Genomic DNA, 26,134 nt, shown 5'->3' with positions numbered 1-26,134 from the left:
GATGTCTTGTCCTGTGTCGGTTATCGCAGATCAGTACTTACCGTAAGTGCCTTCTTTAAGCGCATCGAAGAGATTGGCGGCATTGTGGATTTCACCGTCATATTCCACTTCTTCATTGCCTTTGAGGGTCACTTTGCTGCCGTCGTCCAGGGTGAACTCGTAGAGAGTGTTTTCCAGGTCTTTTTCCTGGACCAGTACGCCCTGGAAGGCTTCGGGGTTGAAGCGGAAGGTGGTGCAACCCTTCAGGCCCTTGTCGTAGGCGTACATGTAGATATCTTTGAAGTCCGGGTACGCAAAGTCCTGGGGTACGTTGGCAGTCTTGGAAATGGAGGAGTCCACCCACAACTGTGCAGCGGCCTGGATGTCCACGTGCTGCGCCGGCGTCACGTCTTCGGAGGTGGTGAAGTAGTGGGGCAGGCGCTTCTCTTCTTCTTCAGAGAAAGGCATGGCACCAGGGTTGACCAGGTGGCGGTAGGCCAGCAGTTCGAAAGAGAATACATCGACTTTTTCCTTGGTCTTGCGCCCTTCGCGGATGATGTTGCGCGCGTAGTGGTGGGAGAAGCTCGGCTCGATGCCGTTACTGGCGTTGTTGGCCAGTGACAGGCTGATGGTGCCGGTGGGTGCGATGGATGTGTGGTGGGTGAAGCGGCCACCTTTCTCGGCCAGTTTCTCTATCAGCTCAGGCTCCACGCCGGCAATCTGCTGCATGTAACGGCTGTACCTGGCATGCAGTACCCTGCCTTTGAGCTTGTCGCCCAGCTTGTAGCCGTCTTCGGACAGCTGCGGGCACTTGGTCAGCATCTTTGGTGTTACTTCAAACTCGTCGTCCATGATCGGCGCCGGGCCTTTCTCTTCGGCCAGGGCGAGGGACTGGCGCCAGCCTTCCACGGCCATTTCACGCACAACGTCTTCGGTGAACTGCACGGACTCCGGCGAGCCGTAAGGCATGCGCATCATGGCGAGGGTGGAACCCAGGCCGAGGATGCCCATGCCGTGGCGACGCTTGTAGGTGATTTCGTGGCGCTGCTCTTCCAGCGGCAGGCCGTTGATTTCCACCACGTTGTCCAGCATGCGGGTGAAGATGGCCACGACCTTGCGGTATTTCTCATAGTTGAAGCTGGCCTTGTCGGTGAACGGGTAGTCCACGAACATGGTCAGGTTCACCGAACCCAGCAGGCAGCTGCCGTAAGGAGGCAGGGGCTGCTCGCCGCAGGGGTTGGTGGCGCGGATATCTTCGCAGAACCAGTTGTTGTTCATCTGGTTGACCTTGTCGATCAGGATGAAACCCGGCTCGGCGTAGTCGTAGGTGCTGGTCATGATGGTGTCCCAAATGAACTGGGCTTTGAGGGTGCGGTAGATCTTGCACGCCACCTTGCCTTCATCGTTGACCACGTAGCCGTTCTGTACCGGGAAGTCACGGTAGACGAACTGGCTGCTGTCGTTAAGATTCAGGCCTTCGTCGGCGGCTTCTTTCCCGGTTACGGGGAAAGACAGGTGCCAGTCGTCGTTGTTGCGCACGGCTTCGATAAAGTCTTCGGTGATCAGCAGCGACAAATTGAACTGGCGCAGGCGGCCGTCTTCACGCTTGGCCTGGATGAAGTCGATCACGTCCGGGTGATGCACGTCGAAGGTGGCCATCTGGGCACCACGGCGGCCACCGGCGGAGGACACGGTGAAACACATGCGGTCGAAAATATCCATGAACGACAGCGGGCCGGAAGTGGTCGCACCGGCGCCGGCTACATAGGCACCTTTCGGGCGCAGAGTGGAGAACTCGTAACCGATGCCGCAACCTGCCTTGAGCGTGAGGCCGGCTTCGTGGTTTTTCTCCAGGATGTCGTTCATGGAGTCCCGGACAGTGCCGGACACGGTGCAGTTAATGGTGGAGGTAGCCGGTTTGTGAGCTTCCGCGCCGGCGTTGGAGGTGATGCGGCCAGCGGGGATCGCGCCGTGGCGAAGAGCCCAGGCAAAATCCTTCATGTGTTTTGCGCGGTCGGCCTTGTTTTCCACTTGGGAGAGGGCAGTGGCAACACGCTTGTAGGTCTCGTCGATGTCCCTGTCAACCGGCTCGCCGGTCTTGGTTTTGAGTTGGTACTTGCTGTTCCAGATGTCCAGCGAAGCTTCCTGCATTGGAATTGTTGTTACCACCGCCTGTGCTTTAGCGTTCATTACTGCCCTCGAATGTCCGTTGTATCTTTCGATGACCGCTGCAAACCGCACACGGCCATACCCCGTTGCTTCGTCAAACTGCACCAGCCCGGAAGGCTGTTGTGCTTCAGATCCGGTTAAACACTAGATCTGGTGTTCATCCTGCCAGCCGTAACGCCCGTAAAGGCCCTGGGGTCAGGTTTCAGTGAAAGCGGCTTGCCCTGTGTTTTACCGGCTTGCTCCCGGTGTTCCACATAGCGGCGGGTGGGCCGGAAAACCCTATATATGGGTGAATATTGGATGAGTATAACAGGATATAGTGGTCTGTGAATAAGAAGACAACTATAGACAGCGTCCGAAAGCGCAAGAAAATCAATGAAGGAATACTTGAAAATTAGGAAACTGCCGCAGAAACGCCGTCTTGAGCGGCATTACCAGAAACCACTAGATGTTGTGGTCAAAAACTGTGCAGGCAGAAATCGGAAAAAGTTGTCCGGCAGGGGAAGGTTCCGGCCATTCCCCGCCGGTGCAGCCTTAACCCAGCAGCAGACTGTCGTCGGTGATTTCCAGCCCGCGCTGTTTCTCGAACAGTTCCAGCAGGTCCTTCACCTCCAGACCTTCCCGGTCCTTGCCGGCAATATCGAATACCACCTGGCCCTGATGCAGCATCACCGTCCGGTCACCGACTTCCAGCGCCTGTTTCATGCTGTGGGTGACCATCAGTGCAGTGAGCTTCTGTTGCTCAATGATCTGCGTGGTCAGCGCCAGCACGAAGGACGCCGTTTTCGGGTCCAGTGCGGCGGTATGTTCGTCCAGCAGCAGGATGGCCGAGGGTGTCAGGCTGGCCATCAGCAGGCTGACGGCCTGGCGCTGGCCGCCCGAGAGCAGGCCCATCTTGTCGCCCAGGCGATTTTCCAGGCCCAGGTTGAGCGAGGCCAGGCTGGTTCTGAACTGCTCCAGGTAGCGGCCCTTGACCGCTGCGCTCAGCCCGCGGCGCTGGCCACGTTTGATGGCCAGCGACAGGTTTTCTTCGATGGTGAGGCCTTCGCAGGTGCCGGCCAGGGGGTCCTGAAAGACCCGCGCCACACTGCCCGCGCGCTTGTAGGTGGGCAACTTGGTGACGTCCTGGTTATCGACAATGATCTTGCCACTGTCCACCATCACCTCTCCGGCGAGGGCGTTGAGGAAAGTGGATTTACCAGCGCCGTTACTGCCGATAACCGTGACAAATTCCCCCTGGTTAACGGTCAGGCTCATGCCGCGCAGGGCCGGGTTTTCCAGGGGCGTACCCTTGCCGAAGGTCAGTGTCAGATCGGTTGCTGTAATCATGTGTCCTCCTTCAGGCTTTGTTGCGGGTCAGCCGCGCGACAACGGACGAGCGAACACCGGGCAGTACGATGGCCAGGGTGACCAGCACCGCGGTGATCAGGTTCAGATCCTGCGCCTGCAGGCCCAGGAAGTCCGCGTTCAGCGCCAGGGCAATGGCCAGCCGGTAGATGATGGCGCCGATCACACAGGCAGTCAGGGCCCGCACCACCGAAGAGGGTGTCAGCACGGCCTCGCCGCCAATCAGCGAAGCCAGGCCAATGACGATCACGCCCACGCCCATGGTGACGTCTGCCGCCCCCTGGCTCTGGGCGAACAGTGCGCCTGCCAGGCCTACCAGGCCGTTGGACAGGGCAACTCCGAGAACAATCATGGCGCCGGTGGCTATACCCTGGGCCCGTGCCATTCTCGGGTTGGCACCGGTGGCGCGCATGGCCAGGCCGGTTTCCGATTTCATGAAGCGCCACAGCAGTACCAGACCCGCCAGTACTACCAGGGTAAACAGCAATACCGGCACCTGGTGGAATTCCAGATCCAGGTTGTACCAGGGTGTGAGCACGGTTTCCTCGGTTAACAATGCAATGTTGGGGCGGCCCATAATCCGCAGGTTCACCGAGTAGAGCGCAATCATGGTGAGGATTGAGGCCAGCAGGTTGAGGATATTGAGCTTGACGTTAAGCAGTGCCGTCACGGCACCGGCACCCATGCCGGCAATCACGGCGGCGCCGGTCGCCAGCCAGGGATTGACGCCGTCGATAATCAGCACGGCGGCAACGGCGGCGCCCAGCGGAAAACTGCCGTCTACCGTCAGGTCCGGGAAATCGAGTACGCGAAAGGAGATATAGATACCAAAGGCAACCAGGCCGTAGATGAGGCCGGTTTCTATGGCGCCGTAGAAGGCAATATTGCTAAGCATGGGGCAGGTTCACCGTAAATGAAAACGGGCCGCCCTTGTGAGGCAGCCCGTGAACAGTGTGTTATTGGTCGCTGTTTATGACTTCTTCCGCTTCGCTGATCAGATCGTCGGACAGGGTAATGCCCATGCGTTCTGCGGCAGCGGGGTTCACGAACAGTTCCAGAGTGTCGACGGACTCTACATCCATGTCAGCCGGGTTGGCGCCTTCCAGGATGCGGGCGACCATGGCGCCGGTCTGGCGGCCGTGGTCGTAGTAGTCGAAGCCGAGCGCGGCCACGGCGCCGCGGCTGACGGTGGCGGTGTCAGCCGCGAATACCGGAATGCCGGCACGCTCCCCGACGGAGATCACCGCCTCCACCGCACTGATGACGGTGTTGTCTGTGGTCAGGTAGATGGCGTCTGCCTTGCCTGCCAGGGAGCGGGCGGCGCCAAGCACTTCGGATGTCTTGGTGGCGGCAGCTTTCACCAGTTCCATGCCGCGGGCTTCCAGACTCTCTTCGATCATTTCCACCAAGGCAACCGCATTGGCTTCACCGGGGTTGTAAACGGTACCAATGCGCCTGGCATCGGGTACCACCCGCTCAAGCAGATCCAGGTGTCTCTCGATGGGCAGCATGTCGGTAACACCGGTAATGTTGGCGCCGGGCGCCTTCAGGCTTTTGACAAGCCGGGCAGCCACCGGGTCGGTAACGGCGGAGAACACCACGGGCGTTTTGCGCGCGGCCGCAGCGATGGTCTGGGCGGACGGAGTGGCGATGGCGACAATTACGTCCGGGCCTTCGCCCACGAACTTACGGGCGATCTGCGAGGCGATGGCAGAGTTGCCCTGAGCGCTTTCATGCATGATGCGAAGGTTGTCGCCATCGTTGTATCCCCGTTCTTCCAGTTCGTCCCTGATTCCCTGGTACACCGCATCCAGTGCCGGATGCTCCACGATCTGGGTAATCGCGACCACCCGCTGGTCATCACCCTGAGCAATAGCAGCCATTGCCAGCAGGGCAGTGCCCAGCAGCGTGCGCAGAATTCTCTTGGCCATAAGCCGGTCTCCGGAGTCAGTTGAGAATGTGCGGCGCGGCCAGAGTGCAGTCTGCAATCTGAGTGCCGAACGCCTGTTTGATAGCGGGGCAGGAGTTTATCACAGGCTACTGGTTTGCGGGGTAGGGGAAGAGGCCTTATTCATCAATTTCACAGGGCACTGCCGGCAGTGAACCGACGTAAGTCGCATAGGGAAAGCACTGAAACGGGCATAAACTGACGTCATGTTCAGGAGGGAATATGACTCAGTTAGCCCGTTTTCAGAAACGCATTCAAAGCATGATTCCGCTCTCGGAAGCGTTGGGGGTGGAATTACTGTCCTACGATGGCCACGCACTGCTGGTCAGTGCTCCCCTGGAGCCCAACCATAACCATCAGGGCACCGGTTTTGGGGGCAGCGTCTATTCGGTAGCGGTGATTTCAGCCTGGGGTCTGGTTGAGCTGGTTTTGTCCGACCTGGGTCTGGCCGGTAATGTGGTGATACAGGTTGGTGAAATTGAGTATATCGAACCGGTCGAGAGTGACTTCTATGCCCTGTGCCGTCTACCCGGCGGTGAAATTCCCGCCAGGTTCCGCAAGAGTCTGGCCCGCCATGGCAAAGGGCGGTTGTCGTTGATTGCAGAAGTCTACTGTGGCGAGCCCTCGACGGAACCGGTTAGCGAGCCGGTGGCGGTTTTTCAGGGACGCTTTGTGGTGCAGGGCGCCCATTCCAGGCCGGTTATCTGACAGAGTCTGTGATCTTGCCCGTGGCATCAACTGATGGAGCGGGTGCCGGAAATGGACTTGCTCATCAGGATAATCGGTATGATGCCGGCCAGCACAATAATCAGCGCGGGCAGTGCACTGCGTGCCAGCTGTTCATCCGAGGCAAACTGATACACGTAGGTGGCCAGAGTCTCGAAGTTGAACGGTCTCAGGATCAAGGTGGCAGGCAATTCTTTCATTACATCCACGAACACCACCAGAGCTGCAGTAATCAGGGTGCCCCGGAGCATCGGCAGATGCACTTTGACCAGGGTCTGGCCGGGTGTATGCCCCAGCGACCTGGAAGCCATGTCCATGCTCGGGGTAATTTTCTGCAGCGCGCTTTCCACACTTCCGGCCGATACCGCCAGGAAGCGTACGGTGTAGGCAAAGATCAGGGCGAAGGCCGAACCGCTGAGCAGTAATCCGCTGCTGATGCCAAAGGTATCCCTCATGATACTGTCTACCCGGTTGTCGAACGCCGCCAGCGGCACTATCACGCCCACCGCAAGCACGGCACCGGGCATGGCATAGCCCAGGCTGGAGAGCCGCATCATGATCTGCATGCCGCGGCTATTGTGAAGGCGGCGACTGTAGGCCAGTGTCACCCCGATAATCAGCGTGGTCAGGGCAGCGGTGCCGGACAGGAACAGGCTGTTGAGGGTGTTGCGGATGAAGTCTGTGTTCCAGCTTTCATCGAAGTATTCCCACGCGTACTGGCCCAGAGTAATGGCTGGTAACAGGAAGCCGAATATGACTGGCAGTGCGCAGACGGCTACGCAGATCATCTGGCGCGGAAATGACATGGTGAAGCGGCGAATGGGGTCGCGATTGTCTCGCGCCGCAAACTGCTGCTGTTTGCGCCGTGAATATCGTTCAAGGGTGACCAGAATCACCACAAAGGCCAGCATGGTGGTGGCAATCTGTGCAGCACCGCCGAGGTTGCCCAGATTCATCCAGGTATCGAACAGGCCCGCAGTGAGAGTCTGGACGGCAAAGAAGTCGACGGTGCCGAAATCGTTCAGTGTTTCCATCAGTACCAGCGACAGGCCGACGGCAACGGCCGGGCGTGCTATCGGCAGCACCACCCTGAAAAAGGTGCTCAGTGCCGAGTGGCCCAGGCTGCGGCTGACGGCAAATAATGACGGCGACTGCTCGAGAAAGGCAGCCCTTGCCAGCAGATAGACGTAGGGATAGAGCACCAGGCCGATCATCAGCGTGGCGCCTTCGAGGCTGCGAATTTCCGGGAACCAGTAATCAGTGGCATTACGCCAGCCGAACCATTCCCGCAGGGTGGTCTGAACGGGCCCGGCGTAATCCAGGAGGCTGGTGTATACATAGGCGATCACGTAAGCCGGCACCGCAAACGGCAACAGCATGGCCCACTCGAAAAACCTGCGGCCGGGGAACTCGCACATGGTGACCGCCCATGCGGTGGCCAGGCCAATGAAAAGGGTGATTATGGCAACACCGACCATCAGTTTAAGGGTTGTGATCAGGTAGCGGGGAAGGGTGGTGTCCAGCAGGTGAGGCCAGATGTTTTCTTCGGGAAACAGGGCGAGGATAATCACAGACAGGACCGGCATCACCACAATGGCTGTAGTGAGTGCTGCAGTAATCAACCAGCGTTTCGAGGTCCGCCTGGCCAGCAGGGGATGGTCAGCTCCGGTCTGGTCTGCGGTGATGGCCTCGGTCATAGGTTCCCTTGGGGTTCATGAAAAGCTCAGGGCCGGGATTGTACAAAAAAGCCGGGACCAACGTCCCGGCTTTTTTGGGTAAAGCGCCTGAATCAGTTGTCGTAATCGACGCGATCGACCATACGTACTGCCGCATTGCGATGTTCGGCAATTTCCTGCAGGGACAGGTCATCGGGATTGATTTCGCCCCACTCGGCTACAATGCCGGACGGCTCGACCTCCGGGTTGGCCGGATATTCGGTATTGGCCTCGGCATAGATCTTCTGCGCCTGTGGTGTGGACAGGAACTCCATCAGGCGAATGGCGTTGTCGCGGTTGGGGGCACTGTTGGTCAGTGCGACACCGCTGATGTTGATGTGGGTGCCCCGGCCATCGGCATTGGGGAAAATCAGGCGCACGGCTTCTGCCTGTTCACGCTGGTTCTCGTCGTTCAGCATGTTGCCATAGTAGTAGCTGTTGCCAATGGCAATATCACATTCGCCGGCGTGAATGGCTTTGATCTGGTCCCGGTCGCCACCCTGGGGCTTGCGCGCCAGGTTGTCTTTCAGGCCTTCCAGCCACTCTTCGGCTGCTTCTTCGCCGTGGTGGGCAATCATTGATGAGAACAGGGCAATGTTGTACGGATGCTTGCCACTGCGGGTGCAGATGCGGTCTTCCCACTTGTCGTCGGCCAGGTCTTCGTAGGTCGTGATCTCACCTTCTTCAACGCGCTCTTTGGAAGCGAAGATCAGGCGGGCACGGGTTGTCAGTGCAAACCACTTTCCGTCGGGGTGGCGCAGGTGTTCCGGGATGTTCTGCTCCAGCGTGTCGTTGTCGACGCTTTGCACCAGTCCCCGCTCAACCAGCTCGTTAAGGCGGGAGATGTCCACGGTCATCACCAGGTCAGCCGGGCTGTTGCGACCTTCCCGCTCCAGACGCTCTGCCAGACCTTTCTTGGCGAAAACCACATTGGTTTCAATACCGGTTTCTTCTTCAAAGGCATTCAGAAGAGGTTCCAGCAGATAGGCCTGACGGTAGGAATAGATGTTGACCTCTCCGTCGGCGCTGGCCTGAATTGGCAGGGCGCAGGCTGCGGCAAGGGCGGTAGCGGCTAGTTTTAAGCGCATATTGGGCCTTCCTTTATCTGTTTCGGTAAGCGGTGACTTGCTGAATGGTATTAAGAGTCAGCGATGTTTAAAAACAACAACCATTCTCATTACTATTCAGCACGGTGTCAATACACCGTTACCATATTCTTTTAAAAATGGTGCTATGCTTCGGAAGACTATAAAAACTATGCAGAAAGTAGCGGGCACACAGACTATGGGTGGAAATGATCGCAGAATACATAACCGCACGGCGATGAGTGCGAAAGTCCGCGTAACTCATGAAAAACTGGGTGAGTTCGTGTTTTCGACCAGAGACATATCCGATGGCGGTGTTTTTGTGGTGGTGGATACCGAACCGTTTGTGCCATCAATTGGGGACAAGGTTCAGGTCCAGGTGCAGGGCCTGCCGGTGCCCGCCCCGGTTCTGGATATGATGGTGGTGCGCAAGACCAATGATGGATTCGGGCTGCAGTTCGAAGATGCATGACACGATGTTAAATGTGAGCCCTGTCACATTGCTACACTTTGTTTCCCGCTGATAGTTTTCGTTACTCTCTGTCGCATTCTGGTTACCTTGCACTACAAAAATGTAATGGACTCTTTTCCCGCGGTGTCCACAATGGTGACTATCGATTCGTATCCGTGTGGGGGTGTCCCGTGGGAATTCGTCAAAAGAAAATAGCTGCCCATGATCTTGAAATCGGCATGTTTGTGTCTGATCTTGATCGCCCGTGGCACCAGACCCCTTTCCCTATCCAGGGTTTCCATATCCGCTCCCAGGACGACGTCCGCTCAGTGCTGTCCCACTGCAAGTGGGTGGTCATTGACGTTGCGGAAATCCGTGAAAGCATTGAGCAGAACAAATCTGGCAGCCGCTACTCTACTGATAAGCCAATGCGAGCGGGAACCAGTCGCGAATTGGTGCAACTGCCCCCGCTGAGCATCAGGGAGCCGGTCAGCTACGAAAATGTAACCAGCATGAAGAAGGAGCTCAAAGTATCCAGAAAGTTAATGGCGGATGCAGAGGCTTCTCTCCATCAGGTGTTTCAAGCCATAAAGGAAGGGGTTACGCCGGATTGGCGGGAAGTGGCTACAGTAACCCGCAGGATGGTTGCCAGTGCGATTCGCAATCCTGATGCGTTGCTCTGGCTCAGCCGAACACGGCATCACGATGACTATCTCTATCGGCACTCCCTGAATACCGCCGTATGGGCCCTGGTTTGCGGTCGTCAGCTTGGTCTGAATGAAGGTCTTCTGAATCACCTTGGGCTGGGCTGCCTGCTGTCGCAGATTGGCAAGCTGGACCTTCCGGGCCATATTCTGCGTAACGAAGGCAAGCTGGATGCGGGTGATTTCACGACCTACCGTCGTTACGTGGAAACGGGTGTAGAGAAGCTGCTGGACACAGGGTTATCAAGAGCTGTTATCAGCGTTGTTCAGGGGCACCGGGAGCGGCATAACGGTTCCGGCTTTCCCGAAGGCGTACGCGGTGACAGAATTCCACTGCTGGCCAAGGTTGCCGGGCTGGCGGAGTACTTTGAAACCCTGATTGGCCCCCGCGATGGGGCAGAGCCGCTGACGCCTGCCCGTGCCGTGAATCTGCTTTATGACATGCGCAATATCGAGTTTCAGGAAGACCTGGTGGAGCAGTTTATTCAGGCCACTGGCATCTATCCTACCGGCAGCCTGGTTGAGCTGACGGATGGCCAGCGGGGAGTTGTGGTTTCCCATACGCCAGAGCGTCGCCTGTGGCCGAAAGTGATGATTATGACAGATCATGACAGCCGTCCTCTCAAGTCTGCCCGCATTGTTGACCTGGCCAGGTACAACGAAAGCCTTGGCGGCCAGGAATCCCTCAGCATCGCCGAGTGCCTGCCCTATGGCACAGAAGGTCTGCATCCGGAACATTACGATGTGACCGGGGCTGAATCCCGCTGGAGCCTTTCCCGTATCGTTGGTGCCTGAGAGCACCAACGATACGGATGATCAGATAAGGATGCTGAGCTATCGTTGACCCGCAGTTCTGAGTTTCCTCCCGATTCGTGCGACAGCGCCCTGCCTACTTGAATTCCTCTTCCCTTGGCACAACCTATAACTACCTGTTTTTGTTCCTCTGGATTCATTATGACCAACGCACTGGAAATTGAAGGTCTGGTCAAGACCTATGGCGACGGCTTTGAGGCCCTCAAGGGTATTGATCTTCACGTAGCCGAAGGTGATTTCTTCGCACTGCTGGGACCCAATGGCGCAGGAAAGTCCACCACGCTTGGCATCGTCTGTTCCCTGGTGAACAAGAGTGCAGGCAAGGTGCGTGTTTTCGGGTCCGATATCGATACCCATCTCTCGGACGCCAAACTGAACCTCGGCGTCGTGCCCCAGGAGTTCAACTTCAACCAGTTCGAGAAGGTGTTCGATATCGTCACCACCCAGGCCGGCTACTATGGCATTCCCCTGAAGAAAGCATCGGAGTCGGCCGAAAAGTATCTGCGTCAGTTGGGGCTGTGGGATAAACGCAATACCCCGGCGATGATGCTGTCCGGCGGCATGAAGCGCCGGTTGATGATTGCCCGGGCGCTGGTTCATGAACCGAAACTGCTGATTCTGGATGAACCCACCGCCGGCGTGGATATCGAGCTGCGTCGATCCATGTGGACGTTCCTTGAGGAAATGAACCGCCAGGGCACCACCATTATTCTGACAACGCATTATCTGGAAGAGGCAGAAGCGCTGTGCCGTAACATCGCCATTATTGATCATGGCCGGATCTTGCGTAATACCAGCAAGCGGGAGCTGTTGCAGCAACTGAGTTCGGAAACCTTTGTTCTGGACACCGCCGAGCCGCTCGGGCATGCACCGGTTCTTGATGGTTTCTACAGCCATCTTGATGGCGAGGGCGCCATGGTGGTGGATGTGGAAAAAGGCCAGAGTCTTAATGGCATGTTCATCCAGCTGGAAGAGAAGGGCATCCGAGTGGTCAGCATGCGCACCAAGGCCAACCGGTTGGAAGAGCTGTTCATTCGCATGGTGGAGGACAATAACCCAAGCACCGCCAGGGAGGGAGACGCGGCATGAGAACAGATGCCATGCTGACGGCCTACAAAACCATCGTGACCCGTGAAATCCGCCGGTTCATGCGGATATGGCCGCAAACCCTTTTGCCGCCAGCGGTCACCATGACCCTGTACTTCATTATTTTCGGCAATCTCATCGGCTCCCGCATCGGGGTTATGGATGGTTTCGACTATATGTCGTTTATCGTTCCCGGGCTGATCATGATGGCAGTGATCACCAGCTCCTATGCCAATGTGGTGTCGTCGTTTTTCTCCATGAAGTTCCAGCGCAGCATTGAGGAATTACTGGTTTCACCGGTGCCCAACTGGATCATTCTGGCGGGCTATGTCACCGGCGGCATGTCCCGCGGATTGGGTATTGGCCTGATTGTGACGCTGCTGTCGCTGGGCTTCACCGAGCTGTCGATTCATCATCTGCCGATGGTAATCCTGACGGTGTTTCTCACCTCGGCACTGTTTTCACTGGGTGGTTTCATCAACGCCATGCTGGCCACCAAGTTCGATGACATTTCCATCGTGCCGACATTTATTCTCACACCACTGACGTACCTGGGTGGGGTGTTCTATTCCATCGACATGCTGCCGGGCTTCTGGCAGGGAGTGTCGATGATCAATCCCATCCTCTACATGGTGAATGCCTTCCGCTATGGCATTCTTGGCGTATCGGATGTCAATCCGTACGTTGCCCTTGGTATGATTGTGGTGTTTATCACCATTCTGTCTGCCGTTTCCCTGCGCATGCTGGCGCGCGGCAAGGGCATTCGTCACTGATGTCTGGTCGCAGGATTTTTCATGGCCCTTTTTGATGCCCCGCTGGGCAAATCCAGCGACTACCCGGATGCCTACGATCCGCAACTGCTGTTCCCCGTTGCCAGGGATGAAAACCGTCGGCGCATCGGGCTGGAAGACGGCCGCTGGCCGTGGTTTGGTGAAGATCTCTGGCAGGCCTGGGAAATTTCCTGGCTGCGACCGGGAGGTGTGCCTGCAGTGGCATGGGCGGAAGTGCGCGTGCCGTCGGCATCGCCATCCATCATAGAGTCCAAGTCGCTCAAGCTGTACCTGAACTCCCTGAACCAGACGGTGTTCTCCTCGGCTGATCAGGTCAGGGAGGTCATTTCCCGGGATCTGTCCAGTGCAAGCGGCGCTTCGGTGGCAGTGGAGCTGCACAGTGTCGACCAGGGAGCAAGGGCGATCGGACGGCCACAAGGGTTCCTGCTCATCGATGATGAGTTGCTGGATTCCGTGGAATATGACTACAACCCGGATTGTCTGTTAGCCAGTGGTGATGTGATTTCACAGAAGCTTTGCTCCCACCTGTTGAAGAGTAACTGCCCGGTAACCGGGCAGCCGGACTGGGCCACGGTACTGATCGACTACACCGGGCCGGCAATGGACCGGGCAGGACTGCTTCGGTACATCGTAAGCTTTCGTCAGAAGCAGGATTTCCACGAACACTGTGTGGAAACGATGTTCATGGACCTGATGGCACGCTGCAGTCCGCAGCGTCTGTCGGTTTGCGCACGCTATACACGCCGGGGCGGACTGGATATCAACCCATGGCGCAGCACCAGGCCGGAAGATGCAGCAGGGCCGAGGTTAATCAGGCAGTAGGCGCGAGCGGAGTCAGGAGTTCGCTTCCTGGCGCAGGCGATCGGCGGCATTTTCGAGGGCGTACAGGATGGACTCGCGTTCGCGCTCGGTAATTTTCTCCGAGTCCAGATACATCGCAAACCCGCTGTGTTCGTGCTCCAGAAAGCTACGGTTGGGGCCCATGTCACGGCGGAAGTCCACTACCTCATAGATGGGCACCGGCCGGCCGAAGCCTTTCACGGTAATCTTCCCCTTGTCCCGGCACATGATGCGTTCTTTGATCAGAGAGAAGGTTTCATGGGAGATGAGGATCTCGCCGGGCTTCGCGAGGGATTCCAGGCGGCTGGCCAGATTCACTTCCTTGCCGATGATGGTGTAGTCCATGCGGTTTTCGGCACCGAAGTTGCCCACGGTGGTGTACCCGGTACTGATACCCATGCGGATTTCCAGCGGCGTCTTGATGCCCTGGCTGCGCCATTTCTGGCGCAGTATTTTCATGTGCTTGCGCATTTCCACGGCCATGGAGACACAGGCGAAGGCGTCCTCTTTCTGGCCGCGGCTGGAGGGGTCACCGAAGAAGATCATGATGGAGTCACCGACAAATTTGTCGATGGTGCCGCCGTACTTGAGGGCAACTTCAGACATTTCATTGAAGTAGTGGTTCAGCAGTTCGGTCAGTGCTTCCGGTTCCATCTCCTCGGAAAGTTCGGTGAACCCCTTGATGTCGGAAAAAAACACGGCCAGTTTTTTCCGCCGGGTTTCCAGCCGCACATCGCGCTCACCGGTAAAGATGGACTGCCACACCTGCGGGGAGAGGTATTTGGACAGCTTGTGAGACAGTGCGGCGGACTGTTCACGTTGATTCTGGATCTGGGTTTTTGCCATCATCAGGGCACGGGCCTGCTGATGGGAGTATAAGGCAGTAACGCATATGTAGAGCCCGGTGGCCAGTATCGCGACAATGCTGGTAATCAGCGGTGACTCGAACGACTCTGCCGGGCCTGCAATGGCCAGGCCAATGGCACAGCTAACAGCCATGATGGTCGTACCGAACAGCCACTGGCGGATGCCGCCAATGATCAGGCAACTGAACATCAGCATCAACGCGACGGCCACGGACGGGATTGCAACCAGCCCGATGCAACCAACGAACCCGCCTCCGATGGCACAGTCCACCAGCAGCATTTTCTGGCGGATACGGGCCGAGTTGCGCAAAAAGGTCCGACGGGTAACCTGATGGGCGATGTGAGGCCAGGAGAGGGCGCCTGCGAGCAGCCATAGCATCCAAAGGCCAAATACATCCTGAAGCATGCCCGAAACGATGATGCCCGCGGTGGCGGTGTATGCCAGAATTCTGCCGTTATAATCCGGCATGGGGGGGATGGCAATGGGGTTGTTCTGGGAATGCAGAACAGCAGCCTTGCCGGTGCTGGCGTTACGCAGGTCGATCGGTGCGCTCATCATTTCAGAAGCGAATCCACCAGGTAGCGAAGGCTTTGCTGTTGGTTCATATAAGGATCTACGGGATCATTTATTGTTTTCAGGGTAGATAAATACGTGTTCATCGTGGAAAGTACATAGATGGAAGACTAACAGCAAACTATCTTCCCCACAATTCGTAAGGGTATCCAGGCTCGAAACTACGGCGTATACCCAACCACAGCGAGACACTATGACTGCAGTAATGGATGCATTGATGAACCGCTCTTCGGAGCCCCGCCTGGCCTCGCCGGCACCCGATGCCGGGACTCTGGAAAAAGCCTTCGCCTGCGCCGCAAGGGCGCCTGACCACGCGCTTTTGCGTCCCTGGCGTTACCTGGTCATTGAAGGGGATGAGGCCCTGAACGCCCTGGGTAATCTGTTTGCATCAACCTGTGGTGACGATGCGCCGGAAAAAGCACGGGAAAAGCTTCGCAAGAAAGCGTTGAGGGCGCCGATGGTTATCGTCGGCATTGCCTGTCACCAGACGCATCCCAAGGTGCCCGAAATCGAGCAGACCATGTCGGCTGCTGTTGGTATGGGCTATTTGCTGCTGGCGCTGGAGGCTGCCGGCTATGGCGGCATGTGGCGCACGGGTGGTCTCGCCTATCATCCGGATATCATCAGGGGCCTGGGGCTCAAAGATAATGAGATCATTACCGGCTTTCTTTTCACCGGTACCGTAACCGCGAGCAAACCGGCAGTACCAAGGCCCGATCAGAAAGAGTTTGTGAGTCGCTGGCCGCAGTAACTGCCGGCAGTTGCCCCTGCCGGTTCCGGCGGGGGAAATCCCTTGCCGCTTTAATGCCTGCTCTCTTCCCATGAGTGATCCGGATTCCGCCCCAGCCCCCGCCCCGCAACATCCCGTAAAAACTGGCATCGTGATTGCTTTCAGTCCTGCATAAAGCACAAACGGCAATTTGAACAAAGCCGGGTGCAGGTATCGGAGGCATTATGGCTATTACCCTGGATAAAGCATTAGGCATTCACCAGCACGCCCTGGAAGGGCGGGTCAAACGTGCCGAGGTGCTGGCAAACAATCTCGCCAATGCGGACACACCGGGCTACAAAGCGCGGGATATCGACTTTCAGGCGATGATGCAGAAAGCCCAGGAAGGCATGAGCGGGTTCGGCATGAGCCGGACGCACGAGTCACACATGGACACGTCAACCATGGGTCAGGACAGCGAGCTGCTGTACCGCGTTCCGCATCAGCCGTCAGTGGATGGCAACACGGTGGACTCGCAGCAGGAGCAGACCCGTTTCATGCGAAACGCCATGGATTACCAGGCCAGTTTCCAGTTCCTGAACGGCAAAGTTACCGGCATCAAAAAGGCACTCTCGGGTCAGTGATCCGGGCGCAGTCATTTAACTGAGGAGCAACACCATGTCACTGGGTAGCATTTTCGATATCGCCGGGTCCGGCATGACAGCCCAGTCACTGCGGCTGAATACCACAGCGTCCAACATCGCCAACGCCGAGACTGCCAGTTCCAGTACCGAGCAGACCTACCGTGCCCGCAAGCCGGTGTTCGCAGCCATCCAGCAGTCCATGCTGAACCCGTCACAGCAGCAGGGTCTGGCCTTCGGGAGCGAAGAAGGTCAGGGTGCCGGCGTTCGGGTCGAGGGCATCATTGAAAGCGACGCCGAACTGCAGATGCGATACCAACCCGATCATCCCGCGGCGAACGAAGAGGGGTATGTCTATTATCCCAACGTGAATGTGGTTGAAGAGATGGCAGACATGATGTCTTCGTCCCGCAGCTTCCAGATGAACGTGGACATCATGAACAGCGCCAAATCAATGATGCAGCGCATCCTGACACTGGGTCAGCAGTAACCGAGCGAGGATTGAAACATGAGCGCAATTAACCCGGCAGATGCCTCGGATGTGCTGAGCAAATACAAGCTCGAGCAGCAGCAGACCAAAAGCGGCAATGAGCTTGGCAAGAACGAGTTCATGGAACTGATGATCGCCCAGTTGAAGAACCAGAATCCGCTGGAGCCCCAGGACAATGGTGAGTTCATCTCCCAGCTGGCGCAGTTCAGTTCACTGGAAGAGATGCAGGGTCTCTCCGGCAGTGTGGACGATGTGGCAAACCAGTTCCGCTCCACCCAGGCCCTGCAGGCCTCGGCGATGGTGGGGCGTACTGTTCTGGCGCCATCCTCCGTGGGAATCCTGGGCGCTGACGGCGAGATTTCAGGCAATGTGGAAGTTCCGGCCAGCACCTCCGGTTTGAGGATTTCGATCGAGAACCAGGCCGGCGAACGGATAAGGCAGATTGATATGGGCTCCCGGCAGGCCGGTGTAACCGGATTCAGCTGGGACGGCAAGGACGGCAACGGCAACAGTTTGCCTCCCGGCCCCTACAAAGTAGTGGCGGAAGCGTCATACCCGGAAGGCCCTGAGCAGCTTGGCACCATGATGAGCGCCAATGTTGACAGCGTCTCGCTGGGCAAGGGCGGCAATATTACGCTGAACCTCGCTGGAATGGGTTCCATCGCCCTGTCAGAAGTTGAGCAGATTAATTGATACCGGTGAAAAATCAGAGGTGAAGTATGGCTTTCAATACAGGTCTTAGCGGCTTAAGGGCATCATCGGTGGACCTTGATGTCACCGGTAACAACATTGCCAACGCCAGTACCGTGGGCTTCAAGGGCAGCAAGGCCCAGTTTGGCGACTTGTACGCCAGTGGCTTTCTGAGTGCGGGCACCAATCCGATTGGGGATGGTGTGCGGGTGCAGGACGTCAAGCAGTCCTTCAGCCAGGGCAACATCAGCTTCACCGACAACGGCCTGGACCTCGCGATCAACGGCGACGGCTTTTTCGTGCTCAACAATGGCGGCGAAGTCCGTTATTCCAGAGCCGGTCAGTTCGGTATCGACAAGGACGGGTTTGTCACCAACAACCAGAATATGCGGGTGCAGGGCTTTGTGGCCGATGACGACGGTAACCTGTCGGGTATTCGTGACGACCTGCAGGTAGAAACCGATAACCTGGCACCACGGCGTACCACAAATCTGCGTACGGACGTCAATCTGGATTCCCGGGAGACGGTGCTGGAGCGTCGGGTGGCGGACATGGGCGACTTTACAGCTGTCGATCCAGGATTTCCTGCTGAAACATTTGATATCACCTACGAGGATGGCAGTGTCGTCAGCGCGTCCATCAGTGCAGATTCCTCAGCGGCAGATGTAGTGGCTATACTCAATGCCCAGGAAGGGCTTTCCGCATCTGCGACCACCACCTACGAGGGAATGACGGAAGGGAACTTGCAGGATGCAATAGATGACGGCAACTTTGCTTTCAATCTCGCCGTAGGCGGGGTAACGGTGCCGGTGGATACAACGGGTGTGACTGACCCTCAGTCTCTGGTCAATGCCATCAATGACGCCCAGGCGCCGACGATTTCGGCATCGCTGACTGGTGGCAATCTGAGACTGATCGATAATCGTGGCAACAATCTTACCGCCAGCTATAGCAGTACCAACTTTGGCCAGGGTCCGGACACAGCCGTGGGCACAGTAAGGCCCACGGCAGACCGCGAAATAACGGACATTGCGTCAACCAGTGGCACCACGAACCTGACCAATTCGTGGGACTCGCGGACCATTGAGATCACCAACCAGTTCAATCCCCAGGATCAGCGCACCTATAACCACGCCACTTCCACTACTATTTACGATAGCCTGGGCAATTCCCACGAAATGACTCAGTTCTATGTAAAACAGCCTTCACCGGGTGATGGTGTCGGAATAAGTGAGTGGTCCGTGTTCACACAGATTGATGGTGAGTTCGTTGGAGGCACGGACCAGAATCCGTACCAGGCCCGTTTCAATCAGGACGGCGTACTGCAATCGGTGAACGGTGATCCCAATGGCGAAATTCTGATCGATGACTGGACGCCCAAGGACGCTGACGGCAGACCCAACGGCGCGGACGGCCCTCCGGCTCCGGGGGAGGAAGTTACCACTCCTATTCCCGACCCACCTACTACATCTGCCTTTGTACTGGACCTGGGTAACACCACCCAGTTCGGTAGCGACTTCGGGGTGAACGATCAGCGCCAGAACGGGTTTGCGACTGGCCGTCTGTCAGGCCTGGATGTTTCCGATCAGGGGGTTCTGTTTGCCCGCTACACCAACGGACAGTCACAGTCCCTCGGGCAGGTGGCTCTGGCATCGTTCAACAATACCAACGGGTTGTCGCCGGTGGGTGAAACTACCTGGGTGGAAACCTTCGAATCCGGCCAGCCCATCGTCGGCGCGCCGGATACCGGAACGTTAGGCTCTATCAAGGCCAGCTCTATCGAAGAATCCAACGTGGATCTCTCCGCCGAACTGGTAAACCTGATCATTGCCCAGCGTAACTACCAGGCTAACGCCAAAACCATCGAAACCTCCGATGCCGTCACCCAGACGATCATCAACCTCCGCTAACCCTGAAAACTGAACATGGCACAACTCCTGCTAGAACAATGGAAAGACTGAATACAGTCAAAATTCCGGCAGGAGTTTTCCCATGGACAAAGCCCTCTATATTGGAATGTCCGGCGCCAAGCAGAACATGCTTTCCCAACGTGCCCACGCCAACAACCTGGCTAACGTCAGCACCACCGGTTTCAAGCGGGATTTTGCCCAGGCCCGCAGCATGCCGGTTTTCGGTGAGCATCACCCCACACGCGCCTATGCCATGGCCGAAAGGCCGGGAACGGATCTTTCTGCGGGCGCCCTGATGGACACGGGCCGCAAGCTGGACGTTGCCCTTGAAGGCGATGGCTGGCTGGCAGTGCAGAACCAGCAGGGCCAGGAAGTGTTCACCCGTTCCGGCAGCATGCAGATTGATGTGAATGGCCTGATGCGCCTCTCCAGCGGCGAGATGGTGATGGGCAATGGCGGCCCGGTTGCATTACCCCCTTTCGATAATGTGCAGATCGGTGCCGATGGCACGATTTCCGTAATTCCTGTGGGTGGACCACCAGACCAGCTGGTCGAGGTGGACCGCCTGAAACTGGTGAATCCGCCACCCGGAGCCCTGGAGAAAGGTGAAGACGGTTTTATCCGCCGTAAAGCCGACCAGGCGCTGGACGGTCCGGAGCCGCCAGACGCCAACATGCGGGTGGCGTCGGGATTTCTGGAAAGCTCCAATGTGAACGCCGTCGAAGAGATGATTTCCAATCTGCAGCTGTCCCGGCAGTACGAGATGCAGGTGAAGATAATGACTACTGCCAATGAGAATTCCGAGGCTTCGGCACGACTGTTGCAGAATCTCTGATAAACCTATTGAACATCGTCCGGGTGGGCGTGAAAGCGGCAAAATTCGGCCGCATTGAAGCGGCCCCGGCAAGGAGTAGATGACATGCATCCAGCACTTTGGGTCAGCAAAACCGGGTTGAGCGCGCAGGACACCAACATGTCCACCATCTCCAACAACCTGGCCAACGTGAACACAACCGGTTTCAAGCGGGACAGGGCGGTGTTTCAGGACCTGCTGTATCAGATTGACCGGCAGCCCGGTGGTCTGAATACCCAGAACTCGGAGCTGCCATCCGGTCTTCAACTGGGCACGGGTGTGCGTATCGTTGGCACCACCAAACAGTTCTCCCAGGGCAACCTGGAGGTCACCGAGCAGCCCCTGGACATGGCGGTAAACGGCCGTGGTTTCATGCAGATACTGCTCCCGGACGGCCAGATTGCCTACACCCGTGATGGCCAGTTCCAGCTGAATGCCGACGGCGACATCGTCAATCCGGATGGCTACACCCTGGAGCCCAACATCAATATTCCGGAGAACGCCACCAACGTTACCATCGGTAAGGATGGCACCGTGTCTGCGGTGACCGATGACCAGGCGACACCCGTCAATCTGGGCGAGATCACCCTGGTTGACTTTATTAATCCGCAGGGCCTGCAGGCGATCGGCAACAATCTTTACAAGGCCACCAATGCCAGTGGCGATCCCGCTGAAGGTGAGCCCGGCATCGGCGGCCTCGGAACCCTGGAACAGGGCATGGTTGAGGCCTCCAACGTGGAAGTGGTGGAGGAGCTGGTCAATATGATTACCACCCAGCGCGCCTACGAAATGAATTCCAAAGTGGTTTCTGCAACGGACCAGATGTTGCAGTTCATCACGAATAATATCGGTTAACCGGTAGCAGCGTTTCAGGAGGGCCATCATGACACCCATTATCACTGACAGATCAGGCAGGCACGGTGCAGGAATCCTGACTGTCGTGCTGGCGCTGGCTGTACTTCAGGGCTGTACCGCCATGAGCCGCCCCCGGGCAATGCCGGACGACCCGGCCTATTCACCGGTTCGGGCCGAGGCCATGATGCAGAGAGACCCGGAGTCAGGTGCTATTTACCAGTCCTCGCGTAACTACAGCCTGTACGGCGATACCGTAGCGCTGAACGTTGGCGACATCCTGACCGTGACCCTGGAAGAGTCAACCCGCGCCAGCAAGAACGCCGAAAGCAGCATTACCAAAGACAATGAAATCTCCATCCTGGACCCTCGTATCCTGGGCAGAAGCAACATCGACCTGGGTACCGATATCGATCTGGAGCGGGATTTTGCGGGCCAGGCGGAAGCCGATCAGAGCAACAGTCTGGCGGGCAACATTACCGTAACCGTCACCGAAGTGCTCCCGAATGGTGTTCTGCATATCCGTGGTGAGAAATGGCTGTCCCTGACCAATGGCGATGAATATATCCGTCTGACCGGGCTTGTTCGCCCCCAGGATATTTCGCCGGATAACACCATTGCCTCCAACCGTATTGCTGACGCCAGGATCGCCTACGGCGGTACCGGCGATTTTGACCAGGCCAATCAGATGGGCTGGCTGGCACGATTCTTCAACAGTGAGTGGTTCCCGCTATGAAAATGCTGAGATTCGGGGTGTTGCTGGTAGCGCTGTCAGTCATCGCGGCGCCTGTGCTGGCGGACCGGCTCAAGGACCTGGCCCGTATCAAGGGCGTGCGCAACAACCAGCTGGTCGGCTATGGCCTGGTGGTGGGACTGGATGGCACCGGCGACAAGGCGCCGTTTACCAACCAGACCTTCCGCAACATGATGAACCAGTTCGGAATCACCCTGCCGCCGGGCGTAAATCCCAACCTGGCAAACGTGGCTGCCGTGACTATCACCGCCACGCTGCCCCCGTTCGCCAAGCAGGGGCAGGAACTCGATATTACCGTGTCGTCCATCGGCAATGCCGACAGCCTTAGGGGAGGCATGCTGTTGATGGCCCCTCTGAAAGGTGCCGATGACCAGGTTTATGCCATGGCCCAGGGAAGCCTGGTAGTGGGTGGATTTGGTGCCCAGGGCGCTGACGGCTCGCGCATTACCGTGAATGTGCCCAGTGTTGGCCGCATACCCAATGGTGCCACCATCGAGCGCGAGGTGATCTCCCCCTTTAACAGGGGCGATACCATCACCTTCAACCTGATGCGCGCTGACTTCACCACGGCTCGCCGGGTGGTGGAAGCCATCAATGGCCAGTTGGGACCGGACATGGCCTATGCCCACGATGCCACGGCGGTGTCGGTAAAGGCGCCCCGTGATCCGTCCCAGCGAGTGAGTTTCCTTTCCATTCTTGAAAACATTACCGTCGATCCGGCACAGGATGCCGCCAAAGTGGTCATCAACAGTCGTACAGGCACGATTGTGGTGGGGCAGAACGTGAAAGTGAGTCCGGCCGCGGTGACCCACGGCAACCTGACGGTGACCATTGAAGAGAATCCGGAGGTGAATCAGCCCAACCCTTTCAGCGATGGCGAGACCGTTGTTGAACCCAACACCCAGATTGCGATCACCGAAGAGCCGGCAAGGATGTTCAAGTTCGGCCCGGCCGTCACTCTGAACCAGATTGTTCAGGCGGTAAATCAGGTTGGTGCGGCGCCGGGTGACGTCATGGCAGTTCTGGAAGCGCTTAAACAGGCCGGCGCATTGCGGGCCGAGCTGATCGTGATATAGGTGGCGTGATGCAGGATCTCAGTCTTCAGAAAGCACAGGTCTATACCGATTTCGGAGGTCTTAATGACCTGAAAACCCAGGCCAGGACTGACAAGGATGCAGCGCTGCTGGAAGTAGCAAAGCAGTTTGAAGGCCTGTTTCTGTCTGAAATGGTCAAGTCGATGCGTAAGGCGGGCGATGTGTTTGCCGAGGGCAACTACCTGAACAGCCAGCAGTCGGAGTTCTACCGCGAGATGTTTGACAGCCAGCTCAGCCTGACACTGTCACAGAAGCAGGGCACCGGCCTTTCCGAAGCCCTGGTTCGTCAGCTTAGCCGGCAGATTCCCGGCATGGATGATAAGGGCGAACCCATGGCCGCTCATAAGAAGGCGCTGGCTGACTATGACCGCAGTTTGCCGGTGCTCTCGCCGCGTCTGCCGGAGCAGGTGGACAGGGTGAATGAGGTTGCCGAAACCGCCGCGTCAGCGACTGATCCGACGGCAGGCAAAGTAATGCCAGACCGCTTCGACTCGCCGGAACATTTTGTGCGCGAACTTCTGCCGATGGCTGAAAGAGTGGCGGAGCAGAGCGGTATCAACCCCCGCCTGATGGTTGCCCAGGCAGCCCTGGAAACCGGCTGGGGCCGGCACATGATCGAGGGTGACGGCGGCTCACCCAGTTTCAATCTGTTCGGTATCAAGGCGGACAGCCGCTGGCAGGGTGAATCGGTGAATATTGCCACTACGGAGTTCAGGGAAGGTGTGCCAATGAACGAGCGGGCCGCATTCCGGGCCTATCCAGACTATGAAGCCAGCTTCCGCGATTATGTGTCGTTCCTTGAGTCAAATCCCCGTTACCGCGAGGTTCTGGCAGCGGCGGACAACCCTGATGAATTTGCCGACAGGCTGCAGCAGGCCGGCTACGCCACCGACCCGAACTACGGCGCCAAGATTCGCCGCATCATGAATAACGACTCCATGACAACGCTGTCCATGGGCTCCCGCGGGGCTGAGGAGTAAAGGTTATGGCAGGGCTTATCAATATTGGTCTGACCGGTATCCTCGGGCACCAGACTGCGCTGAATACCACCGGCAACAATATAACCAATGCCAATACGCCAGGCTATAGCCGCCAGGAAGTTCAGTTCGAAACCCAGGCGGCTCAGCGCACCGGTGCGGGATCTGTGGGTACCGGGGTTAACGTGACCGATATTCGCCGGCTGGCGAATGAGTTCCTGACCCAGCAGGTGCGTGAAGACAGCACGCTGTTCGGGGAACAGGAGGCCCTTAATTCCGAATTGTCCCGGCTGGACAACCTGTTGGGTGGGGAGTCCACGGGGCTGAGTAATGCTCTCAACAATTTCTTTGCCAGCCTGCAGAACGCCGCAGAAGATCCGGCCTCGCTGCCCCAGAGGCAACTGGTTCTCAGCGAAGCGCAACAGGTGGTCAACCGTTTTGAAGCGCTCAACCAGGAATTTATTCAGCAACGGGAATCGGTCAAGACCCAGATGCAGCAGGGCGCAAAAGACGCCACCACACTGCTCGAGAGCATCGCGGAACTGAACAAGGCTATCTCTGAATCGCCCGGGCTGGCCCAGGGACGCGAGCCGAATGAGCTGCTGGACAAGCGGGATGAGAAACTGCGCGAGCTGTCGGAACTGGTCAGCATCCGGGTGACCCGGGCCGAAGGTAGCCAGGTGAATGTTTCCCTGAGTAATGGCCAGGCTCTGGTGGTTGGATCCCAGGCAGCGCAACTGGGCACTCGTGTGAATTCCGAGGATCCCATGTCGCTGGCGTTTACCCTGACCACCGGTGGCCGGGTTCTGAACGTGGACGAACAGGTCAGTGGCGGCAAACTGGGCGGCTTGCGGCGCTTTGAGTCGGAGGGATTGCAGCCGGCATTCGACGAATTGGGACGTGTCGCCATAGCGCTGTCTGATACCGTCAATCAACAGCATGAAATCGGTATGGACCTCGAGGGTGACCTGGGTGGGTTGTTCTTCAGTGACATCAACTCGGAAGCCGCGCAGCAGGGAAGGGTGGTGGCCAATGCCAACAACGCCGCTCCAAAGAACGCGCAGCTGGCGGTAGAGATTACGGACAGTGCCGCGCTGCCGGCCGGCAGCTGGTCGCTGGAGTTTGGTGGCGACGGCCGCAACTTCGAATTGGTGGACCGGGCGACCGGTGAGGTTGTCAATCAGGGCCGTTTGCCAGACCCGGTGCAGTCAGAGATTTCCATGCCAGGGTTCAATATCCGCGTGGAAGGTGGCACCTTTAATGCCGGCGACAAGTTCCTTATCCAGCCGACACGGCAGGCCGCGGCCAATATTGATCTGAAAGTCGATCGGGAAGAGGACCTGGCCTTCGCCAGCCCGGTACGGGCAGAAGGGGATGACGCGAATACCGGTGATGCAACCATCAACCAGGGCAGGATGCTCAACGTACGGGACCCGTTTACCAACTCGCTGCTGACGAATTTCCGCCAGGACGGTCAGCTTGATCCGCCGCTGGAAATACGGTTCCGTGACGATGGAGGCACGCTTGTTTACGACGTCTTTGACTCAAACGCAGCTCCGGGGGACCCGCCACTTATTGCAGGCAACGCCTCGGGCACTCCGCCAGTCAATGTGTTTGAGAAGGGCGTCTCTAATAAGTTCTTTACTGAGGACCCGCGCTCTGACGAGTATTTCGGTTTCCAGTTTGAAATCTCCGGCAATCCCAGGCCCGAAGACTCTTTCAAGATTGAGTACAACACCAACGGCGTGTCGGATAACCGTAACGCTGAATTTCTGGCCGCGCTGGGCACCAAAAATACGCTGAACAATGGCAGCCAGAGCTTTGCCGAAGGCTATGCCGGGCTTGTTGAGGATATCGGTGTGAAAACCCGCCAGAGCCAGCTGGACAAGGACGCAGGCCAGACCCTTCTGGAGCAGTCCAGCAACCAGCGGGAGTCGGTTTCGGGCGTCAACCTGGATGAGGAAGCCGGCCGGTTGATCCAGTACCAGGCCGCCTATAACGCCTCGGCCCAGGTAATGAGCGTGGCTCAGGATTTGTTCAATACCCTGTTACAGAGTTTCCGGTAACAGC

24 protein-coding genes are annotated in these 26,134 nt (G+C 57.5%); 17 read left to right on the top strand and 7 right to left on the bottom strand.

Features of this window, described 5'->3' with window-relative positions:
* Positions 1 to 30 precede the first annotated feature (30 nt).
* From DIT72_RS12840 to DIT72_RS12825, 4 genes are all read right to left on the bottom strand, one after another.
* Positions 31 to 2,169, bottom strand: coding sequence for an adenosylcobalamin-dependent ribonucleoside-diphosphate reductase (locus DIT72_RS12840; protein WP_135955646.1), 2,139 nt, complete (start codon positions 2,167 to 2,169; stop codon positions 31 to 33).
* Between the two features lie 513 nt (positions 2,170 to 2,682).
* A complete protein-coding gene (locus DIT72_RS12835; RefSeq protein WP_135955645.1) occupies positions 2,683 to 3,477 on the bottom strand; it encodes an ABC transporter ATP-binding protein in 795 nt (264 codons plus the stop codon).
* Positions 3,478 to 3,487: 10 nt separating this feature from the next.
* On the bottom strand, positions 3,488 to 4,390 hold the full coding sequence (locus DIT72_RS12830; protein WP_135955644.1) for an ABC transporter permease: 903 nt from the start codon (positions 4,388 to 4,390) through the stop codon (positions 3,488 to 3,490).
* Positions 4,391 to 4,451: 61 nt separating this feature from the next.
* Positions 4,452 to 5,426 (bottom strand): ABC transporter substrate-binding protein, encoded by a 975-nt coding sequence (locus DIT72_RS12825; RefSeq protein WP_135955643.1) that lies wholly within the window; start codon positions 5,424 to 5,426, stop codon positions 4,452 to 4,454.
* A gap of 239 nt (positions 5,427 to 5,665) precedes the next feature.
* On the opposite strand from DIT72_RS12825, the gene DIT72_RS12820 reads away from it, so the two are divergent.
* The gene (locus DIT72_RS12820; protein ID WP_135955642.1) at positions 5,666 to 6,151 is read left to right on the top strand and encodes a thioesterase domain-containing protein; all 486 of its coding nucleotides are present in this window, start codon (positions 5,666 to 5,668) and stop codon (positions 6,149 to 6,151) included.
* Between the two features lie 26 nt (positions 6,152 to 6,177).
* Here DIT72_RS12820 and DIT72_RS12815 read toward each other — a convergent pair whose 3' ends face one another.
* Both DIT72_RS12815 and DIT72_RS12810 read right to left on the bottom strand, forming a co-directional pair.
* On the bottom strand, positions 6,178 to 7,866 hold the full coding sequence (locus DIT72_RS12815; protein WP_135955641.1) for an ABC transporter permease: 1,689 nt from the start codon (positions 7,864 to 7,866) through the stop codon (positions 6,178 to 6,180).
* Between the two features lie 92 nt (positions 7,867 to 7,958).
* Positions 7,959 to 8,972 (bottom strand): Fe(3+) ABC transporter substrate-binding protein, encoded by a 1,014-nt coding sequence (locus tag DIT72_RS12810; RefSeq protein WP_135955640.1) that lies wholly within the window; start codon positions 8,970 to 8,972, stop codon positions 7,959 to 7,961.
* Positions 8,973 to 9,168: 196 nt separating this feature from the next.
* Here DIT72_RS12810 and DIT72_RS12805 point away from each other — a divergent pair, with 196 nt between their 5' ends.
* The 5 genes from DIT72_RS12805 (at position 9,169) to queF (ending at position 13,636) form a co-directional block, all read left to right on the top strand.
* Complete coding sequence (locus DIT72_RS12805) at positions 9,169 to 9,441, top strand: PilZ domain-containing protein (RefSeq protein WP_135955774.1); 273 nt, start codon at positions 9,169 to 9,171, stop codon at positions 9,439 to 9,441.
* A 170-nt stretch (positions 9,442 to 9,611) separates the two neighbouring features.
* Entirely contained in the window at positions 9,612 to 10,919 is a 1,308-nt protein-coding gene (locus DIT72_RS12800) for an HD-GYP domain-containing protein (RefSeq protein ID WP_135955639.1), read from the top strand.
* Positions 10,920 to 11,078: 159 nt separating this feature from the next.
* Positions 11,079 to 12,026, top strand: coding sequence for an ABC transporter ATP-binding protein (locus DIT72_RS12795; protein WP_135955638.1), 948 nt, complete (start codon positions 11,079 to 11,081; stop codon positions 12,024 to 12,026).
* Entirely contained in the window at positions 12,023 to 12,796 is a 774-nt protein-coding gene (locus DIT72_RS12790; RefSeq protein ID WP_135955637.1) for an ABC transporter permease, read from the top strand. Before DIT72_RS12795 ends, DIT72_RS12790 begins: the two co-directional genes overlap by 4 nt.
* A gap of 21 nt (positions 12,797 to 12,817) precedes the next feature.
* Positions 12,818 to 13,636 (top strand): NADPH-dependent 7-cyano-7-deazaguanine reductase QueF, encoded by an 819-nt coding sequence (gene queF / locus DIT72_RS12785; RefSeq protein WP_135955636.1) that lies wholly within the window; start codon positions 12,818 to 12,820, stop codon positions 13,634 to 13,636.
* A gap of 12 nt (positions 13,637 to 13,648) precedes the next feature.
* Here queF and DIT72_RS12780 read toward each other — a convergent pair whose 3' ends face one another.
* Positions 13,649 to 15,079: an adenylate/guanylate cyclase domain-containing protein gene (locus DIT72_RS12780; protein WP_135955635.1), complete on the bottom strand. Its 1,431-nt coding sequence runs from the start codon at positions 15,077 to 15,079 to the stop codon at positions 13,649 to 13,651.
* 208 nt (positions 15,080 to 15,287) lie between these two features.
* Between DIT72_RS12780 and DIT72_RS12775 the strand changes: the two genes are divergently transcribed.
* From DIT72_RS12775 to flgK, 11 genes are all read left to right on the top strand, one after another.
* Positions 15,288 to 15,845, top strand: coding sequence for a nitroreductase family protein (locus DIT72_RS12775; protein ID WP_135955634.1), 558 nt, complete (start codon positions 15,288 to 15,290; stop codon positions 15,843 to 15,845).
* A 203-nt stretch (positions 15,846 to 16,048) separates the two neighbouring features.
* Positions 16,049 to 16,447, top strand: a complete 399-nt coding sequence (flgB, locus tag DIT72_RS12770; protein WP_135955633.1) for a flagellar basal body rod protein FlgB — start codon at positions 16,049 to 16,051, stop codon at positions 16,445 to 16,447.
* Between the two features lie 34 nt (positions 16,448 to 16,481).
* Positions 16,482 to 16,934 (top strand): flagellar basal body rod protein FlgC, encoded by a 453-nt coding sequence (gene flgC, locus DIT72_RS12765; protein WP_135955632.1) that lies wholly within the window; start codon positions 16,482 to 16,484, stop codon positions 16,932 to 16,934.
* Between the two features lie 18 nt (positions 16,935 to 16,952).
* On the top strand, positions 16,953 to 17,627 hold the full coding sequence (locus DIT72_RS12760) for a flagellar hook assembly protein FlgD (RefSeq protein ID WP_135955631.1): 675 nt from the start codon (positions 16,953 to 16,955) through the stop codon (positions 17,625 to 17,627).
* Between the two features lie 26 nt (positions 17,628 to 17,653).
* On the top strand, positions 17,654 to 19,534 hold the full coding sequence (locus DIT72_RS12755; RefSeq protein WP_135955630.1) for a flagellar hook protein FlgE: 1,881 nt from the start codon (positions 17,654 to 17,656) through the stop codon (positions 19,532 to 19,534).
* Positions 19,535 to 19,616: 82 nt separating this feature from the next.
* Complete coding sequence (locus DIT72_RS12750) at positions 19,617 to 20,369, top strand: flagellar basal body rod protein FlgF (protein ID WP_135955629.1); 753 nt, start codon at positions 19,617 to 19,619, stop codon at positions 20,367 to 20,369.
* Positions 20,370 to 20,453: 84 nt separating this feature from the next.
* A complete protein-coding gene (gene flgG, locus DIT72_RS12745; RefSeq protein WP_135955628.1) occupies positions 20,454 to 21,242 on the top strand; it encodes a flagellar basal-body rod protein FlgG in 789 nt (262 codons plus the stop codon).
* A gap of 28 nt (positions 21,243 to 21,270) precedes the next feature.
* A complete protein-coding gene (flgH, locus tag DIT72_RS12740) occupies positions 21,271 to 21,975 on the top strand; it encodes a flagellar basal body L-ring protein FlgH (RefSeq protein ID WP_135955627.1) in 705 nt (234 codons plus the stop codon).
* Complete coding sequence (locus tag DIT72_RS12735; RefSeq protein WP_135955626.1) at positions 21,972 to 23,069, top strand: flagellar basal body P-ring protein FlgI; 1,098 nt, start codon at positions 21,972 to 21,974, stop codon at positions 23,067 to 23,069. The genes flgH and DIT72_RS12735 overlap by 4 nt, the downstream gene beginning before the upstream one ends.
* Before the next feature lie 8 nt (positions 23,070 to 23,077).
* Positions 23,078 to 24,067: a flagellar assembly peptidoglycan hydrolase FlgJ gene (gene flgJ, locus DIT72_RS12730; protein WP_135955625.1), complete on the top strand. Its 990-nt coding sequence runs from the start codon at positions 23,078 to 23,080 to the stop codon at positions 24,065 to 24,067.
* 5 nt (positions 24,068 to 24,072) lie between these two features.
* Positions 24,073 to 26,130 (top strand): flagellar hook-associated protein FlgK, encoded by a 2,058-nt coding sequence (gene flgK / locus DIT72_RS12725; RefSeq protein WP_135955624.1) that lies wholly within the window; start codon positions 24,073 to 24,075, stop codon positions 26,128 to 26,130.
* Positions 26,131 to 26,134 lie beyond the last annotated feature (4 nt).

This window comes from Marinobacter orientalis (assembly GCF_004792665.1).
GTDB lineage: Bacteria > Pseudomonadota > Gammaproteobacteria > Pseudomonadales > Oleiphilaceae > Marinobacter > Marinobacter orientalis.
This window is presented reverse-complemented; position numbering and strand designations above follow the sequence as displayed.

What these genes read in the sequence shown, in the direction of transcription:
- DIT72_RS12840 (WP_135955646.1), bottom strand. Translation starts at nt 2,169, where the DNA reads ATGAACGCTAAAGCACAGGCGGTGGTAACAACAATTCCAATGCAGGAA.
- DIT72_RS12835 (WP_135955645.1), bottom strand. Translation starts at nt 3,477, where the DNA reads ATGATTACAGCAACCGATCTGACACTGACCTTCGGCAAGGGTACGCCC.
- DIT72_RS12830 (WP_135955644.1), bottom strand. Translation starts at nt 4,390, where the DNA reads ATGCTTAGCAATATTGCCTTCTACGGCGCCATAGAAACCGGCCTCATC.
- DIT72_RS12825 (WP_135955643.1), bottom strand. Translation starts at nt 5,426, where the DNA reads ATGGCCAAGAGAATTCTGCGCACGCTGCTGGGCACTGCCCTGCTGGCA.
- DIT72_RS12820 (WP_135955642.1), top strand. Translation starts at nt 5,666, where the DNA reads ATGACTCAGTTAGCCCGTTTTCAGAAACGCATTCAAAGCATGATTCCG.
- DIT72_RS12815 (WP_135955641.1), bottom strand. Translation starts at nt 7,866, where the DNA reads ATGACCGAGGCCATCACCGCAGACCAGACCGGAGCTGACCATCCCCTG.
- DIT72_RS12810 (WP_135955640.1), bottom strand. Translation starts at nt 8,972, where the DNA reads ATGCGCTTAAAACTAGCCGCTACCGCCCTTGCCGCAGCCTGCGCCCTG.
- DIT72_RS12805 (WP_135955774.1), top strand. Translation starts at nt 9,169, where the DNA reads ATGGGTGGAAATGATCGCAGAATACATAACCGCACGGCGATGAGTGCG.
- DIT72_RS12795 (WP_135955638.1), top strand. Translation starts at nt 11,079, where the DNA reads ATGACCAACGCACTGGAAATTGAAGGTCTGGTCAAGACCTATGGCGAC.
- DIT72_RS12790 (WP_135955637.1), top strand. Translation starts at nt 12,023, where the DNA reads ATGAGAACAGATGCCATGCTGACGGCCTACAAAACCATCGTGACCCGT.
- queF (WP_135955636.1), top strand. Translation starts at nt 12,818, where the DNA reads ATGGCCCTTTTTGATGCCCCGCTGGGCAAATCCAGCGACTACCCGGAT.
- DIT72_RS12780 (WP_135955635.1), bottom strand. Translation starts at nt 15,079, where the DNA reads ATGATGAGCGCACCGATCGACCTGCGTAACGCCAGCACCGGCAAGGCT.
- DIT72_RS12775 (WP_135955634.1), top strand. Translation starts at nt 15,288, where the DNA reads ATGACTGCAGTAATGGATGCATTGATGAACCGCTCTTCGGAGCCCCGC.
- flgB (WP_135955633.1), top strand. Translation starts at nt 16,049, where the DNA reads ATGGCTATTACCCTGGATAAAGCATTAGGCATTCACCAGCACGCCCTG.
- flgC (WP_135955632.1), top strand. Translation starts at nt 16,482, where the DNA reads ATGTCACTGGGTAGCATTTTCGATATCGCCGGGTCCGGCATGACAGCC.
- DIT72_RS12760 (WP_135955631.1), top strand. Translation starts at nt 16,953, where the DNA reads ATGAGCGCAATTAACCCGGCAGATGCCTCGGATGTGCTGAGCAAATAC.
- DIT72_RS12755 (WP_135955630.1), top strand. Translation starts at nt 17,654, where the DNA reads ATGGCTTTCAATACAGGTCTTAGCGGCTTAAGGGCATCATCGGTGGAC.
- DIT72_RS12750 (WP_135955629.1), top strand. Translation starts at nt 19,617, where the DNA reads ATGGACAAAGCCCTCTATATTGGAATGTCCGGCGCCAAGCAGAACATG.
- flgG (WP_135955628.1), top strand. Translation starts at nt 20,454, where the DNA reads ATGCATCCAGCACTTTGGGTCAGCAAAACCGGGTTGAGCGCGCAGGAC.
- flgH (WP_135955627.1), top strand. Translation starts at nt 21,271, where the DNA reads ATGACACCCATTATCACTGACAGATCAGGCAGGCACGGTGCAGGAATC.
- DIT72_RS12735 (WP_135955626.1), top strand. Translation starts at nt 21,972, where the DNA reads ATGAAAATGCTGAGATTCGGGGTGTTGCTGGTAGCGCTGTCAGTCATC.
- flgJ (WP_135955625.1), top strand. Translation starts at nt 23,078, where the DNA reads ATGCAGGATCTCAGTCTTCAGAAAGCACAGGTCTATACCGATTTCGGA.
- flgK (WP_135955624.1), top strand. Translation starts at nt 24,073, where the DNA reads ATGGCAGGGCTTATCAATATTGGTCTGACCGGTATCCTCGGGCACCAG.